The sequence below is a fragment of the Mucilaginibacter puniceus genome (assembly GCF_054783175.1).
The window spans coordinates 1242555-1258011 of sequence record NZ_BAAGRB010000001.1; the positions used below are offsets into that span (position 1 = coordinate 1242555).

At 38.8% G+C, this 15457-nt stretch carries 15 protein-coding genes; 8 read left to right on the forward strand and 7 right to left on the reverse strand.

Going from position 1 to position 15457, the window contains the following annotated elements; translation table 11 throughout:
- Window positions 1-32: 32 nt before the first annotated feature.
- The 4 genes from ACYVJ6_RS05985 to ACYVJ6_RS06000 form a co-directional block, all read right to left on the reverse strand.
- Window positions 33-434 carry a hypothetical protein gene (locus tag ACYVJ6_RS05985; protein ID WP_460693118.1) on the reverse strand — a complete coding sequence of 134 codons (402 nt, stop codon included), beginning with the start codon at window positions 432-434 and terminating at the stop codon, window positions 33-35.
- Between the two features lie 120 nt (window positions 435-554).
- A complete protein-coding gene (locus ACYVJ6_RS05990; RefSeq protein WP_460693119.1) occupies window positions 555-1952 on the reverse strand; it encodes an MBL fold metallo-hydrolase in 1398 nt (465 codons plus the stop codon).
- A gap of 53 nt (window positions 1953-2005) precedes the next feature.
- Entirely contained in the window at window positions 2006-2536 is a 531-nt protein-coding gene (locus tag ACYVJ6_RS05995) for a hypothetical protein (protein ID WP_460693120.1), read from the reverse strand.
- A gap of 109 nt (window positions 2537-2645) precedes the next feature.
- A complete protein-coding gene (locus ACYVJ6_RS06000) occupies window positions 2646-3425 on the reverse strand; it encodes an SAM hydrolase/SAM-dependent halogenase family protein (protein ID WP_460693121.1) in 780 nt (259 codons plus the stop codon).
- Between the two features lie 101 nt (window positions 3426-3526).
- On the opposite strand from ACYVJ6_RS06000, the gene ACYVJ6_RS06005 reads away from it, so the two are divergent.
- From ACYVJ6_RS06005 to ACYVJ6_RS06020, 4 genes are all read left to right on the forward strand, one after another.
- Window positions 3527-4492: a PhoH family protein gene (locus tag ACYVJ6_RS06005; protein WP_460693122.1), complete on the forward strand. Its 966-nt coding sequence runs from the start codon at window positions 3527-3529 to the stop codon at window positions 4490-4492.
- A gap of 75 nt (window positions 4493-4567) precedes the next feature.
- Window positions 4568-5512, forward strand: coding sequence for a phosphoribosylaminoimidazolesuccinocarboxamide synthase (locus tag ACYVJ6_RS06010; RefSeq protein ID WP_460693123.1), 945 nt, complete (start codon window positions 4568-4570; stop codon window positions 5510-5512).
- A 54-nt stretch (window positions 5513-5566) separates the two neighbouring features.
- Window positions 5567-5944 carry an STAS domain-containing protein gene (locus tag ACYVJ6_RS06015; RefSeq protein ID WP_460693124.1) on the forward strand — a complete coding sequence of 126 codons (378 nt, stop codon included), beginning with the start codon at window positions 5567-5569 and terminating at the stop codon, window positions 5942-5944.
- Between the two features lie 22 nt (window positions 5945-5966).
- Window positions 5967-6881, forward strand: coding sequence for a ribonuclease Z (locus ACYVJ6_RS06020; protein WP_460693125.1), 915 nt, complete (start codon window positions 5967-5969; stop codon window positions 6879-6881).
- Between the two features lie 2 nt (window positions 6882-6883).
- On the opposite strand, the gene ACYVJ6_RS06025 is transcribed toward ACYVJ6_RS06020, so the two are convergent.
- Together ACYVJ6_RS06025 and ACYVJ6_RS06030 are read right to left on the reverse strand one after the other, a co-directional pair.
- Window positions 6884-7831 (reverse strand): MlaD family protein, encoded by a 948-nt coding sequence (locus ACYVJ6_RS06025; RefSeq protein WP_460693126.1) that lies wholly within the window; start codon window positions 7829-7831, stop codon window positions 6884-6886.
- A 51-nt stretch (window positions 7832-7882) separates the two neighbouring features.
- Window positions 7883-8785, reverse strand: a complete 903-nt coding sequence (locus ACYVJ6_RS06030; RefSeq protein WP_460693127.1) for an N-acetylmuramoyl-L-alanine amidase family protein — start codon at window positions 8783-8785, stop codon at window positions 7883-7885.
- Window positions 8786-8846: 61 nt separating this feature from the next.
- Here ACYVJ6_RS06030 and ACYVJ6_RS06035 point away from each other — a divergent pair, with 61 nt between their 5' ends.
- The 4 genes from ACYVJ6_RS06035 (at window position 8847) to ACYVJ6_RS06050 (ending at window position 14740) form a co-directional block, all read left to right on the forward strand.
- A complete protein-coding gene (locus ACYVJ6_RS06035) occupies window positions 8847-11549 on the forward strand; it encodes a putative LPS assembly protein LptD (protein ID WP_460693128.1) in 2703 nt (900 codons plus the stop codon).
- A gap of 1 nt (window position 11550) precedes the next feature.
- Window positions 11551-12798: a competence/damage-inducible protein A gene (locus ACYVJ6_RS06040; protein ID WP_460693129.1), complete on the forward strand. Its 1248-nt coding sequence runs from the start codon at window positions 11551-11553 to the stop codon at window positions 12796-12798.
- A gap of 43 nt (window positions 12799-12841) precedes the next feature.
- Window positions 12842-14305: a dihydrolipoamide acetyltransferase family protein gene (locus ACYVJ6_RS06045; RefSeq protein WP_460693130.1), complete on the forward strand. Its 1464-nt coding sequence runs from the start codon at window positions 12842-12844 to the stop codon at window positions 14303-14305.
- A 90-nt stretch (window positions 14306-14395) separates the two neighbouring features.
- Window positions 14396-14740: a phosphoribosylpyrophosphate synthetase gene (locus ACYVJ6_RS06050; protein WP_460693131.1), complete on the forward strand. Its 345-nt coding sequence runs from the start codon at window positions 14396-14398 to the stop codon at window positions 14738-14740.
- A gap of 82 nt (window positions 14741-14822) precedes the next feature.
- Here the strand turns inward: ACYVJ6_RS06050 and ACYVJ6_RS06055 are convergent, their stop codons facing one another.
- The gene (locus tag ACYVJ6_RS06055) at window positions 14823-15380 is read right to left on the reverse strand and encodes a hypothetical protein (RefSeq protein ID WP_460693132.1); all 558 of its coding nucleotides are present in this window, start codon (window positions 15378-15380) and stop codon (window positions 14823-14825) included.
- Between the last annotated feature and the right edge of the window lie 77 nt (window positions 15381-15457).

Below are 15457 nucleotides of genomic sequence, written 5' to 3' on the forward strand. Positions count from 1 at the left end.
GCCTCCTTTTTTTGTTTGTTCATTTTTTTGTCTTATTGAAACGGATATTCTATTGTTTTTACTTGTTGATTGACACCTACGGTATCTAAAAACCACGAATAACCAACATTCTTAATATAGTAATTAAAACCGGCTATAAGAATAGTACCATCATTGGGGATGGTTTTTGTAAAGGTCCATTTGTTTGTCGGGTTGGGAATATCTTTAACCCTCATTGCGGTTAGGGCCGAATCAAAAGCAAAGGTTTGTTCTTGATTCCTTATCGTTAATGAAAATTTGATAGTGTCCTTATCGTTTGAAAAGTCTTTGTTAGTGTAAAGAATAAATTTTATTGTGCGGTTTCCGTAATGTACAGTTTGTATACCTTGTTTTTGACACGATGAAATAATTAGCGGCAGAATAAATGCCAGTAGAATAGAAGTTCTTTTATACATATTTTATTATTTTTATAGGGAATACGGCAATGGGGTTATTAGGTTGCCCCGAGAGAAAAAATAATTGTAAATGTAGCCCTTACCGTTTTTTACAAAAGTTTCCCTCAATCAAAAACTCAATTATAAAATATAACTCACACCCTTTTCCGGTATAGTAACCGGGTAGCCATCTTTCTCCAAAGCATCAGCCAATAATTGCATACTACTGGTTTCACCGTGCACTAAGTACACTTGTTTTAGTTTAGCTTTATCCTGTTGTTTAATGTTGTTTACCAGGTCGTCATGATCGCCGTGGGCACTCAATACATCGGTTTGTTTAATAGTAGCATATACCGCCAGGTCGCGGTCTTTAATATGAACTATAGAATCGCCTCGCAATAAACGATGCCCCAATGTACCTTTGGCACAATAACCAATGAAAAGGATGGTGCAATAGTAGTTTTGTATATTATAAAAAAGATGATCCTGTATACGGCCGCCCTCCAGCATACCTGCTGATGAGATAATAATACATGGCTCAAAGTAATTAGATACCTGCCGGCTGTCCTTCATGCTCTCTACATAAGTCAGGTTATCAAACTCAAACTCATCGCCCTGCATTTTATAAAAATCCTGCGCCTCTTTATTGACCAACTCGTGGTACTTCCTGAAGATGCCTGTAGCCATTGAAGCCATAGGGCTATCTACAAAAACCTTAACAGGAGGTAGCAAGCCACTGCTGAATATCTTATTTAAAGAATAAACTAATGATTGTGTGCGCCCGATACTAAACGCCGGGATAATAATGCGCCCTTGTTCTTTAACGCAAGCCTTATCAATTACTTCCACCAGGGTTTGCTCAACGGTTTTGTCTTTAGTGTGATTTCGGCCACCGTAGGTAGACTCCGATACCAGGTAATCAACAGGGGGGATAGTTTGCGGGTCTTCCAGTACCGGGTAATTTTTACGACCTATGTCACCGGTAAAAGCAATACTTTTTTCTGTGCTCTCGTCGTTTATTTTTAAAACTACAGCCGCTGCGCCCAGTAGGTGTCCAACCGGGATAAACGTCAACTCAATATCCCCATTAATACGAAACGGGCGGTTAAAAGCAATGGTTACCATCCGCTCCATGGTATCCATTACGTGTTTTTGCAGATATAGCGGTTGAATATTATTGCCGTACTTATTTCTTCCGCGGTTATGCTTACGGCCTTTATTGGCTTTATGCATGAATATATTTACCGAGTCGAGTAATAACAGTTCTGTCAGGTCGGCAGTAGGAGGGGTACATAATATTTGCCCGTTAAAACCCATACGAACCAATGTAGGCAAATTGCCAGAGTGGTCAATATGCGCATGGGTTAATATCACCACATCAATGTCGCCGGGGTTAAAAGGGAAGTTCTCATTGTCGTTTAATGGGCGGTCTTTTTCGTAATCCAGCCCGCAATCCACTAAAATTTTATATTGCCCAACTTGCAGTAAATGCATACTGCCCGTAACTTGTTGGGCAGCCCCATGTATAGTTAATTTCATTTAGTAATCAATAGTAACAGGCCCGCAGACCATGCCCTCAATATAGAAAAATTTTAGCTGACGCCAACAGTTTTTCTATTGTATTTACGCCATAATAGCCAACCAATAGCTACTCCCATAAATATGATGATTATGATATAATTTCTTGATGAGTTTTCTTGCTGTAACAGCATTTCATTAGCCTCTTTTGTCAGTTTTTCGTTTTGGCTGCGTAATGTATTTATGGTATTCATGTAGTGCAGGTTTGTCGATTCGATCTCTTTTGATTTATCCACCACCTGGTTTTGTTGAAACGTACGGTAATCCAGTAAAATTTTTAGTTGTTTATAAATGGCGTTGTCGGTTTTTACAATATCCATCAAAATTTCGTTTGACCGGCGGATGTCTTTCTTGGTTTGCAAGCCAAATATCCCGGTATGTCGGCTCAGGCTTTGATCATACTTGCCAAACTTTTGAGAGCGCATAGCAAGCATGTTATTTATTTTTGCTCGCTGTAATTCGTAGGCTAATGAATCGGTATTGGTTTGAGCGAAGGCACTTGCAAATAAAAGACAGGCAGTGACAACTAATATTATATTTTTCATAGCTAAAAGATTATGTCATTTCGAACATAGAGAGAAATCTATACCTATTCAGGTTAACATGTGTATAGATTTCTCCTCGTGCCTTATCGAAATGACAGTGAGGGTGAAATTACGCCTGGAAGTCAATGATCACGCTATCACCCAGGTTCAATCCTAATAACCCGCTGGCGTTGCCTTTGTTTATAGCAATTTCTAAATGGTCACTAATTCCAAATAAGCAAAGCTTTTCTCCTTCGGGTACTTCGCTGTAATGCCAGCTTAAATGATTGATAGATTCGTTACGTTTAAAAGTTAATACAAACTGGCGGCCCTGTTGTATTTGATTAAACAGGTCTTTGGTGATATTGGTAATTACGTTCTGGAACGAATCGATATAAATCACCATACCTTTGATCAGGTTTTTCTCAATTACAGGCTGCAGGTTCATTTTTTTCTCTATCCCGCTAACCGGCAAACCTATCAGGTTAATATCCTTACCGCTTGCTAAGTGGCAGGCGGTTTTTACAAAAATATCAGCAAGCGGGAAGTGTAAAAACTTCAAATCCTGCATAATATTTATTTCAACCACTTCATCAGGTTCATCATTAAACATTAAGGAGAATATACCATTATCGGCCCCAACAAAATAGTGGTTTTTATACCGTATGGCCAGGTATTTGGTTTGGCCGCTGTACACGGTATCAATACCAATTAGGTGTACCGTATCATCCGGAAAATAATGAAAACTATTTTTTAAAATGAAAGCCGCTTGTTGTATATTGAAGGCGGCAACGCTATTGGTAATATCAACAATATTTACCTTTGGCAGTAGCTTATAAATACTCCCTTTAAGGGCAGCCAGATAAATGTCTTTATCGCCCAGGTCAGTAGTTAAAGTTATTATTGCCATTAATTTTTAAAATATTTATTGCTAATCTTGTAAGAAGCTTTTGCTGCTGCAAATATTCAATTTTAATTCATAAAAATCCGGAACAAATTAATCATTTACTATTGAACGAAATTAAGCTATCAATTGAAAACATTAACCCCGCCGTTTTATGGGGACCGAATAATGACCATTTCGAGATCATTAAAAAACAATACCCTAAGCTTAAAATAGTTGCGCGTGGCAGCGAGGTTAAAGTTTTAGGCGACGAGCATGAGCTAACCATCTTTGAAGAAAAGTTCAATCATCTGCTGGAGCATATTGAAAAGTTCGAAAATTTAAATATTACCGACCTGGAAAGGGTGCTGGGTTCAAAACCATTAGACCCATCAGGCACATCAACAGATCAAACTGCCGATAAGTTTGCAAGTGGCGAAGTTATTGTATTTGGCCCTAACGGTGTAATGGTTAAGGCGCGTACCGCCAACCAGCGCAAAATGGTGGATAGCATTAACAAAAGTGACATTCTGTTTGCTATTGGCCCTGCAGGTACCGGTAAAACCTATACTGCCGTAGCTTTAGCAGTAAGGGCTTTAAAAAATAAGGAGATCAAGCGTATTATATTAACACGTCCGGCAGTTGAGGCAGGGGAGAACCTGGGTTTTTTACCGGGCGATTTGAAAGAGAAGATAGACCCTTATTTGCGCCCGCTTTATGATGCTTTGGATGATATGATACCAGCTGAAAAATTAAAATTTTACCTGGAGAACCGTACCATTGAGATTGCACCGTTGGCATTTATGCGTGGCCGTACCTTAGATAATTGCTTTGTTATTTTAGATGAGGCACAAAATGCTACCGATATGCAGTTGAAAATGTTTTTAACACGTATGGGCCCATCAGCAAAATTTATTGTTACGGGTGATGTTACGCAGATAGATCTGCCTAAAAAACAGCAATCGGGTTTACATACCGCGTTGCGCATATTAACAGATATTAAAGGAATTGAAATTGTTTACTTAAGCGGCGAAGACGTGGTAAGGCACAAACTGGTACGTAAAATATTAGCAGCTTACGGGGATATACAGTAATAGTTATTAGAGATTAAAGATTAGTGATTAGTTGATAGGGCTAATCTTTAATCTTTAATCTCCAATCTTTAACAAATGAATGCAATAAAAGAAACCAACTTTAACTTTCCGGGCCAAACCGCTTTTTATAAAGGTAAGGTGAGGGATGTATATACTATAAATAATAAATACCTGGCTATGGTGGTTACCGATCGTATATCCGCATTTGATGTGGTACTGCCGGAACCCATACCCTATAAAGGACAGGTTTTGAACCTGATAGCAGCACGATTTTTGCAAGCAACTGCCGATATTGTGCCTAACTGGGTAGTAACTGTGCCAGACCCAAGCGTAACCATAGGCTTAATTTGCGAGCCTTTTAAAGTAGAAATGGTAATACGCGGATATTTAGCAGGCCATGCATGGCGCGAATACAGCGCGGGTAAAAGGCAGGTTTGCGGTGTAAGCCTTCCTGAAGGTTTAAAGGAAAACGATAAATTGCCTGAGCCTATTATTACCCCAACCACCAAAGCCGCGGTAGGGCATGATGAGGATATATCGCGCGAGGATATATTAAAACAGGGTATAGTATCGGAAGCGGACTATTTGCAGTTAGAAAATTATACGCGCCAATTATTTAAACGTGGTACCGAAATTGCCGCCAAACAAGGTTTAATTTTAGTTGATACTAAATACGAGTTTGGTAGAGCCAATGGCCAGATATATTTGATTGATGAAATTCATACGCCCGATTCGTCACGATACTTTTACAGCGATGGTTACGAGGCCCGTCAAAAGGCAAATGAGCCGCAAAAGCAGCTGTCTAAAGAGTTTGTTCGCAGGTGGTTAATCGAGAATGGTTTTCAGGGCAAAGATGGCCAGCAGGTGCCTGTAATGACCCCCGAGAAGGTTCAATCCATATCAGAAAGATATATTGAGCTTTATGAACAAATAACCGGCGAGACTTTTATTAAGCCTGCAAACCAGGAAATATTGAGCCGGGTAGAAACGGCAATTAAAAATGCCTTAGCTATATTGTAGTTTTATTTATAAAATAAAACATATATTAGCGTATAATTTATATAACAGAGAAGAATGAAGTTTGCTGTAGATAAACACGAAAAATATATTTTAATAAAGCTTAACGAATCAAAATTAAATTCATTAGTTACGCCACAATTAAAATCTGAGTTGATCCTCATTAATACCGAGGGTCAAAGAAATATTATTCTTGATCTTTCGCAGGTTAAATTTGCTGATTCATCAGGCTTAAGCAGTTTGTTGGTTGGCCATCGTTTATGTAAAAATGCAGAAGGCTCATTTATACTTACCGGTTTAAATGATGCAGTTTCTCGCCTTATAACTATTTCGCAATTAGAGAATGTACTTTCAATAGTGCCTACAACCGAAGAAGCTATTGATTTAATTTTTATGGAAGAGATAGAAAAAGAGCTGAAGAAAGAAATCAAATAATAGCAAATATTGTTTACCCGGTATGAAGTTTGAAGTTACCATACTAGGAAGCAGTTCTGCAACCCCCATTTATAATAGAAATCCGACATCGCAGGCATTAAATGTTAATGACCGCCTGTATTTGATTGATTGTGGCGAAGGCACACAACAACAAATGTTGCGTTTTGATATTAAAGCCAGCCGTATTGATCATATTTTCATTAGCCACCTGCATGGCGACCATTACCTGGGTTTAGTGGGCCTACTATCATCAATGCATTTAAATGGCCGAAAAAAGGAGCTGAAACTTTTTGGACCCGAGCATTTGTTAGAGATAATTAACCTGCAGCTTAAATACTCTGAAACTACATTACAGTACCCAATTGAATTTACTGTTACCAATGCCAATAGGGTAGAAGTGATTGTAGATAATGAAGATGTAACTGTTGAGACCATACCACTCGATCATCGTATTGCTTGTACCGGGTTTTTATTCAGGGAAAAGAAGCGCCAGCGAAAATTACTGAAAGACAAACTGGAAGAATTGCAAGTGCCGGTACAGTATTATACTTCTTTAAAAAAAGGTAATGATTATATAGCTGATGACGGTACAGTATATAAAAATGATACACTTACCATAGATTCGGAACAACCTAAAGCTTATGCTTACTGTTCAGATACTATTTTTAACCCTCAATATTTTCAACAAATAAATAACGTAAATCTGCTTTACCACGAAGCCACATTTTTGCACAATATGTTAGACAGGGCCGGCGAAACTTTTCATACTACAGCTTTGCAGGCTGCCCAGATAGCCACGCAAACTCAAGCTAAAAAGCTGCTGATAGGCCACTTTTCGGCGCGTTACAAAAATTTAGACGAGTTGTTGGATGAAGCTAAAAGTGTTTTTCCTGCTACTGAATTAGCTATTGAAGGCAGAACTTTTTCAGTAGTTTAGTTTTACTTGTTATTCTTCCTTCCAAACACCGAGAAGTGAACATATCTTTTTGGATTTGCCTTAATATCAATAAATAATGCATCCAGGTTTTCTGACGCATATTGCAGGTTGCGATATAACGAATCATCGCGCAGCAATAAACCCAGCGTACCGTTGTTGCTGTTAATTTTATTCATAACCTGTTGAAGATCGGCTACCGCTTTATTAGCGTTGTCTAACGTTTGTTTAATATTTGAGTTAGCCAAATCGCCGCTAAAGCGTTGAAAATTTGCAGTAACCCCTGTTAAACCGTTAGTAGTATTTTTTAGGTTTAATGATACAGCTTCAGCATTAGTTAAAATGCCATTAATATGCCCGGTTTGTCCTGCCACCAGTGCATCTATCTTTTTGGTTGTGCTCTCTAATGTTTGTAAGGAGTTGGCAATACTTTCAAAGCTGCGGTCAACATTACGCTCAAAATTGGGGTTCATAATGCGGTTTATAGATGCCAGTGACGAATCTAACTTGGTCATCAAATTCTCGGCTTTGGTTTGAATAGGCTGCAGGCTTTCGGCCAGGCTGCCTGCTACATCGGCGCGTAAGGTATCTTTATCCTGGGCCAGTTCTTGGCCGGTACCAAGTTCAAAAACAATAGCCTTTCCGCCTAATAGATCTGTACTAACCAATTTGGCCAATGTATTGGTCGGTACTTTATATTGGTTGTCTATTTTAAATTCAACAACGGTATGGCCATTATCGCGCAGTTCCATTTTAGATACACGGCCTATTTGAAAACCATTTACCAATACAGGTTTTGATACGGCAAGGCCATCTACACTTTGATAAATTGCATAAAATCTATTTGATCCTGAAAACACATCGTTTCCCCGCAGGTAACTATAACCCAATATAAGTATAGTTATAGCTATAGCGGTAAGTGCGCCTATTTTTGTTTCGTTAGATAATTTCATATGTTAGATATGCCAGTTTGCGTATAATACTTCTAAAATAGCCCTTTTGTTTTATTCTGTTCTTTTTTCGGCATCTCTTTTATAGTTTTCTATACCTCTTAGTATGGCGTTTGCTACTTCTTCCTGGCCCTCTTCGGAGTTTAAGTAATCTTCTTCCTCTTTATTGTTTATATAACCGGTTTCTACCAGTACTGATGGCATGGCGGTATGGTCAAGCACAAAAAGTACTTGTTCTCTTAATCCCTCGCTTCGTCGCCCGTCCATTATAAATTCTTTATTTAATAAATCAGCAAGGTGAATACTTTGTTTCCGATATTTATTTTTTAACAAATTTATTAAAATAACAGATTGCGGGTCATTAGCCTGGGCTGTTTTACTGTCATTTGGACTGCCGCCAATTTCGGCGTTTTCAAGCAAGGCTTCTATTTGTGGTGCAGTACGGTCTGTACTATATAATAACATTAACACGCCTTTGCCAGAACGATCAGGTACCGATACGTTTTTGTATACAGGCTTTCCTTTTTTGCGGCTCACTACCTGGCGCACAGTTTTGTTAGGCAAGGCATTACAATGTATAGAAATAAACAGGTCACCTTTATTTTGATTGGCTATATCAGCGCGTTGTTGAAAAGGTACATCCTCAGGCGTGGTACGTGTCATTACTACTCTTACATCAGGTATGTTTTTTTCTATTGCTTTTTGCAATTTTTGTGCTATAGCAAGCGTTACAGTTCTTTCTAAAGAATAGGTGCCCTCAGCGCCGGGCGAATAACGCCCTCCGCCAGATGGACGCTCGCCATGCCCTGCATCTACAATAATGGTTTTAATTTTAAAGCCATTATTTACCAGGGTATCGTTTTTAACAGAAGCTTGGGATGGAGAGATAAATACCGTAAAACAAAATACAAATGCTGATAAAGCGTAAATCAATGTTTTCAATGCTTTAATTTTCATTATTTTTGAACGCTGTAATATTATATTATTATATCTGCAACAACACTATTTTATAATTAATTTGAAATTCACCAGGCTTTTTTTTCTGATCGTTGTTTCTTTACTGGTAAATTGGTTGACGGCTGCAGGTCAGGGCAACGAGGGTGGTAATAAACCTGTTGCTGATACCCTTAGACGCGGAGTTATAACACCTTCAAATTCCTCTAAAGGTAAAGATTCTTTAACTATTTTACCTATTAATTCTGTTACAGGGCTTGTTGATACGACAAAAAAAAGTAAAAGCCAACTGGATGCTGAATTAAAAACAAACTCTTCAGATTCAACAAATTATTCTAACGATAAAGAGACGATATATTTTTATGGAAATGCCCGGGTAAGTTATGGCGATTTTGAATTAGATGCCGATTATATAGAGGTAAACAAAAAAACACGCATCATATTTGCCAGGGGAAGTATTGACCCTAAAACCGGGAGATATGTTGGGCGACCTATATCAAAGCAGGGTGAAGAGAGTCCCATTACAACAGATTCAATTGCTTTTAATTATGAAACTAAGAAAGCTTATGTTTGGAACCCTTTTTCTGAACAGGAAGGTAATTATTTATCGGGTGGGCGTGCAAAAAAAATAAATGACACAGAAACAGCTCTTAAAGATCAAATTTTTACCACTTGCGATAAACCTGATCATCCTCACTTTGGTATAGTAATTACCTGGGGTATAGTTGAAGAAAAGCGAATTATATCTGGCCCGGCTTATTTGCAAATTGCGGGAGTACCTTTGCCTATTGCTATCCCATTTGGTTTTTTTCCTAAATTGAATACCCGCACTTCGGGTGTCATATTGCCTACTTTTGGTGAAGACCAACGGTTAGGTTTCTATCTGCGTAATTTTGGGTATTATTTAGGGTTAAGTGATTATGCCGATCTAACCACAATGGGTACATATTATTCAAATGGTTCATTTGAAGTTAATAGTACTTTAAATTACAGGGATAGGTATAAATATTCAGGTAATTTATCATTAAGCTACGGTGCGCATAATTACGGTTTGCAAGGCGATCCGGCACAAAAGGATTTTAATATTACCTGGTCGCACAGTAAAAACTCAAACTCACACCCAGGTACCACGTTTAGCGCATCTGTAAACGCAGGTACATCAACCTTTTATCAAAACAATGCAGCTACTTCCAATTTTAATTTACAGGCGTTAACTCAAAATAACTTTCGCTCAAGTATTGCTTATGGCAAAAATTGGGCAGGTACTCCGTTTAATTTAACTGTAAGCCTTTCGCATAGCCAGGATCTTACCAAAAAAACGGTAACTATGGATTTACCTACTTTGAACTTTAGTATGGCAACCATTAGTCCGTTTGATTCAAAAACACGGGTGAACGCACAAAAATGGTATCAGCGTATCACTGTTGGTTACACCTTATCTGCTACCAATAAAATCGCCGGTGTTAAGGAATCTGAACTATTTACTGAAAAAACATTGACTAAGAGAATGCAAAATGGTATGCTCCACCAAATACCGGTAGGTATGAATTTAAACTTGTTAAAATATTTTCAGTTTAACACGAGTTTAAATTACCGGGAGATGTGGTATTTTCAAACTGTAAGAAAGCGATATGCGCGGGCCGATTCGTTAGTGACCGATACGGTGCCGGGCTTTCAGCGGGTTGGAGAGTATAGCTTAGGCGCAGGTTTTTCTACCAAAGTTTATGGTATGTTAAATTTTAAAAAGGGAAGTATCAAAGCCATAAGGCACGTAATGACACCTAATATATCATTTGCTTACAGGCCTGATTATAGTTCTCTTGATCGTAGTTATAACAGGGCCATTGTAAGTAGTGCTACTATACCTTATCCGGTAATTTCACAACGATATTCAATTTTTGAACAAGGTATTTTTGGTTACCCGGCTGGTGGAAGGCAAGCGGGGCTTAATTTAACCTTAGAGAATAACCTTGAGGCCAAGGTAAGAGCCAAAGGTACTGACACAACTGATAGAAAAATACAATTATTGCAGGGGTTAACTTTTTCAACCTTTTATAATTTTGCTGCAGATTCATTTAAGCTTAGCCCAATCAGTTTTTCAGGGCACACATCGTTATTTAAAGGTAAACTCGCCATTAATTTTGGTGGGTCGTTAAACCCTTATTCTGTTCAGGTGCGTGATACTATTGCAAATGGCCAATTGATACGCTATGCACGTAATGTAAATCGTTTTTCATGGCAGGATGGGCGGTTCCCGATGCTGGTGTCATTTAATTTATCTACCAGTATTAGTTTAAACTCATCGGCTTTTAAAGGTAAGGGGCAACCGGTACCTATAGGTAGTACATTACAAACTATGGATCCCGAACAGGCCCAGAGGCTATCCTTAATCAATGGAGATCCAGCCGCCTATATTGATTTTAATATACCCTGGAATGTCAACTTAAGTTATAGTTTTAACTATAGTAATCAGGTAGTTAGCACACAGGTTACCAATACGCTTATGATAAATGGTGATGTTAGCATAACCAAAAATTGGAAAATACAATACAATACTAACGTTGATTTTAGGGCGCTAAAAGTAAGCAGTGCTACATCTTTTGCTATTTATCGCAACTTGCATTGCTGGAGCTTATCAGTACAATGGCTGCCATTTGGGTTTTATAAGTCATATAATGTTACTTTGAGGGTAAACGCAAATATTTTACAGGATCTTAAACTAAGTAAAAGAAGCGATTATACCGCTAATCAATTCAATAACAGATAGTATGCTTGCAGAAATAATTACCATAGGCGACGAAATATTAATAGGCCAGATAGTAGATACCAACTCTGCATGGATGGCCAAACAGTTAAATGATGTTGGTATACGTGTAAAGCAAATATCTTCTGTATCAGATAATAAAGAGCATATTTTAACCGCCTTAACCGAAGCTGCAAAAAGGGCTGACATAATTTTGATAACAGGGGGATTGGGGCCGACAAAAGATGATATTACCAAAAAATCTATAGCCGAATATTTTAATGTAGGAATGGTTGAAAATGCTGAGGCACTGGATAATGTGCTACGTATATTTGCTAAATATAACCGTCCAATGCTGGATATTAACAGGTTGCAGGCACAAGTGCCATCAAATTGCGAAATTATAGTTAATAAAAATGGTACTGCACCGGGTATGTGGTTTAATGAAGGCGGCAAAATATATGTATCAATGCCGGGTGTACCTTTTGAAATGATGTATATGATGGAGGAAGAAGTGATCCCTAAGATCAAAAGTTTATTCAAACTTCCTGCAATAGTTCATAAAACCATACTAACAGTAGGCGAGGGCGAATCATTTTTGGCAAAAAGGATTGAAGATATAGAAGATTCATTGCCTGATCATATTAAACTGGCGTATTTACCCAAACTTGGCCAGGTGCGTATGCGGTTAAGTGCCTACGGTGATAACAAGGCACTGTTAACTGCTGAGGTTAATAACTACGCTGCACAACTGATACAACGTGTAGGCAGCATTGTGATAGCCGAAGAAGATGTCGCCATTGAAAAGGCAATATTGGACATAATGGAAAGGCGCGGCCTTACCTTATCCGTTGCAGAAAGTTGCACAGGAGGATATCTATCGCACCTATTTACCCAACACGCAGGTTCATCAAAAGTGTTTTTGGGTGGGGCAGTGTCATACTCAAACAATTTAAAAGAAGAAATACTTGGAGTGAGGCACGATACGCTATCGCGGTTTGGTGCTGTAAGCAAAGAAACAGCTACCGAAATGGTAGAGGGGGCTTTAGCCAATTTTAAATCTGATTACGCGATAGCAATTACAGGCATTGCCGGGCCAGATGGTGGCACTTCGGATAAACCTGTTGGTACGGTTTGGATAGCAGTTGCATCAACCCAAAAAACAGAAGTTAAAAAGTTCACATTTGGTAATAAAAGGCTGCAAAACATCGAAAGAAGTGCTACTTCGGCCCTGGGAATGTTGAATACTTTACTTAATGATGTTAAAAACTAACCCTAAAAATTTCTAATTTTACCCGTCGAACTATAATTTTTCTATGGCTAAATACCAACTGTTATTACCGAGGATGGGCGAGAGTGTTGCAGAAGCAACCATAGTTAAGTGGGTTAAAAATCCCGGCGACTATATTGACGCGGATGATACGGTAATAGAAATTGCTACAGATAAGGTTGATTCTGAAGTGCCATCGCCTGTTTCGGGGCGTTTGGTCGAACAGCTTTGTAAAGAAGACGATGTAGTACAGGTAGGTGATGTAGTAGCTATAATTGAAACTGACGAACCAGAGGCTAAACCAGAAACAAAACCCGAGCCTGTAATACAGCCTCAACAACCGGTAACACCACCCCCTGCACCTGAAGCTGCAATACCGGGTACAGAATTATTAGGCAACAGGCCGCAATCGGCCGGAACATTTAATGAGACATTTAAAAGTTCAGCAAGGTTCTACTCACCTTTGGTAAAACATATTGCAACGCAAGAAAATATTAGTGTCCAAGAATTAGATAGTATACCGGGTACCGGTGCCGAAGGGCGCTTAACCAAAGATGATTTGTTGAAGTATGTAAATGCTAAACAAAAAGGTGGTACACAGCCTGTGGCGCAAAGCCCGGCACCTACTGCACCAACGCCGGCGCCCACTCCGGTTGCAACGCAACCCGTAGTTGAACAACCTGCTCAGGTACAGCAGCCTGTTACTCAGCAACAAGCGCCGCCTGTACAGCCTAAGCCTCAACCACAACAGCCGGCTCAGGATAGTGCTCCAAAACCTGCTGCAGCTGCAACAATGGGACATGGTGATGAGATCATTGAAATGGACCGTATGCGCCGCCTGATTGCCGATCACATGGTAATGAGTAAGCAAACATCGCCGCACGTTACTTCATTTGTTGAGGCCGATGTAACCGGCTTGGTTATGTGGCGTGATAAGGTTAAAAATGAATTTGAAAAACGTGAAGGTGAGAAAATTACCTTTACACCTATATTTATTGAAGCGGTAGTAAAAGCTATTAAAGAGTTCCCGATGATCAACATCACGGTTAATGGAACACAGATCATTAAACGCTCGGCTATTAATATCAGCATGGCCACGGTATTATCTAACGGCAACCTGATTGTGCCGGTTATTAAAAAGGCAGACGAGTTGAGCCTGATAGGATTAACCAAATCTGTAAATGACCTGGCTAAAAGATCTCGCGCGGGCAAACTACAGCCTGATGATGTGCAGGACGGTACTTTTACGTTTACCAATATTGGTTCATTTGGCAATATAATGGGTGTGCCTATTATTAACCAGCCGCAGGTAGCCATATTGGCCGTGGGGGTTATTAAAAAGAAACCTGCCGTAATTGAAACCGAAGAGGGTGATGTAATAGCCGTACGCCATATGATGTATATCTCTATGTCATACGATCATAGGGTGGTTGATGGTGCTTTGGGAGGCATGTTTTTACGTCGCGTAGCCGATCACCTGGAAAATTGGGATATCAACCGCACCGTGTAATTTTTCGGTAACATTCAAAACAACAATCGGGATTTGTAGGTTAAACAGGTACAACAGTAATAAGCTGTTTGTTTATTAACCTACTACATCATGGAAAACTATGAAACTTTAGTGGATGCCACTAATGATTTAATGAAAAGAGGGTACGAAGCTAACTTAAGCCTGGAAGGCGATACCATACAAGATAAATCACGTCATATTGAAATGACTGCTGATGATTTTGAAATAGATGAATTTTATCGTTTTGAAGGACAAAGTAACCCGGCCGATATGTCGATAGTATATGCGGTACACTCCCGTAAATATAACTTAAAAGGTATATTGGTTAATGCTTATGGTGCTTATGCCAATGATAGTTCATCAGCCATTGCAGCTAAATTGCACCATCACCAGGTTAGCCATAATTTACATGGCGAGGATAGGCCTACGGCTTAATTTTTAATATCGAATAATGAACGTTGAATTTCGAACATCGAAGTACTTCATCATTCAATATTCAGAGTTCATTATTCGATATTTATTTACTTAATCCCTTCAATAACTTCTTCCCCATACTTTGAATCCCCGCCGTACCATCACGCATCATATATCGTATTTGATCAGCTAATTCTTCGGTTACCCATGGGTATCTGTCTCGCAGATTAAAAATGGATTCAGCAACAAAAACCTTAACCGCCACTTTCACTTTAGGGTCTATCATCCAGTCAAAAAAATGTTCAACCACCGGTTCCAGATCAATATCGGCTAATTTTTCCTGTATGGCTTTTGGCGCCTTTGGAAATGTGAGGTTAAGCACAATTCGCGAATAATGTCTTTGGCTGGCTGGATATTTAATAATAGGTATTTGTTGCAGTAAGTATTCTATATCATCCAGGTAATACAAAGGGTCATCAAAATATAGGGTATCCATTAACCATGCCATTCTAAAGGCAACCTGTTTGTCGGGATGAAAGGTGAGATCTATTATATCACGATAAGGGAACTTTTGTTCCTTAAGTTTTTTACTTAAATTAACAACCGTGGTTTTACCCATGCTGATAGCCAATTGTTTAACTATTTCGTCGTGCGTAAGCATAATATAAATGTAATACTCGCTTTATAATTATAGCAACTTATGTAAAAATTATACATTTGCTAACCACATAAATTTGA

What these genes read in the sequence shown, in the direction of transcription:
- ACYVJ6_RS06040 (WP_460693129.1), top strand. Translation starts at nt 11,551, where the DNA reads ATGCTTGCAGAAATAATTACCATAGGCGACGAAATATTAATAGGCCAG.
- ACYVJ6_RS06055 (WP_460693132.1), bottom strand. Translation starts at nt 15,380, where the DNA reads ATGCTTACGCACGACGAAATAGTTAAACAATTGGCTATCAGCATGGGT.
- ACYVJ6_RS05995 (WP_460693120.1), bottom strand. Translation starts at nt 2,536, where the DNA reads ATGAAAAATATAATATTAGTTGTCACTGCCTGTCTTTTATTTGCAAGT.
- ACYVJ6_RS06030 (WP_460693127.1), bottom strand. Translation starts at nt 8,785, where the DNA reads ATGAAAATTAAAGCATTGAAAACATTGATTTACGCTTTATCAGCATTT.
- ACYVJ6_RS06025 (WP_460693126.1), bottom strand. Translation starts at nt 7,831, where the DNA reads ATGAAATTATCTAACGAAACAAAAATAGGCGCACTTACCGCTATAGCT.
- ACYVJ6_RS05985 (WP_460693118.1), bottom strand. Translation starts at nt 434, where the DNA reads ATGTATAAAAGAACTTCTATTCTACTGGCATTTATTCTGCCGCTAATT.
- ACYVJ6_RS06020 (WP_460693125.1), top strand. Translation starts at nt 5,967, where the DNA reads ATGAAGTTTGAAGTTACCATACTAGGAAGCAGTTCTGCAACCCCCATT.
- ACYVJ6_RS06015 (WP_460693124.1), top strand. Translation starts at nt 5,567, where the DNA reads ATGAAGTTTGCTGTAGATAAACACGAAAAATATATTTTAATAAAGCTT.
- ACYVJ6_RS06050 (WP_460693131.1), top strand. Translation starts at nt 14,396, where the DNA reads ATGGAAAACTATGAAACTTTAGTGGATGCCACTAATGATTTAATGAAA.
- ACYVJ6_RS05990 (WP_460693119.1), bottom strand. Translation starts at nt 1,952, where the DNA reads ATGAAATTAACTATACATGGGGCTGCCCAACAAGTTACGGGCAGTATG.
- ACYVJ6_RS06000 (WP_460693121.1), bottom strand. Translation starts at nt 3,425, where the DNA reads ATGGCAATAATAACTTTAACTACTGACCTGGGCGATAAAGACATTTAT.
- ACYVJ6_RS06045 (WP_460693130.1), top strand. Translation starts at nt 12,842, where the DNA reads ATGGCTAAATACCAACTGTTATTACCGAGGATGGGCGAGAGTGTTGCA.
- ACYVJ6_RS06010 (WP_460693123.1), top strand. Translation starts at nt 4,568, where the DNA reads ATGAATGCAATAAAAGAAACCAACTTTAACTTTCCGGGCCAAACCGCT.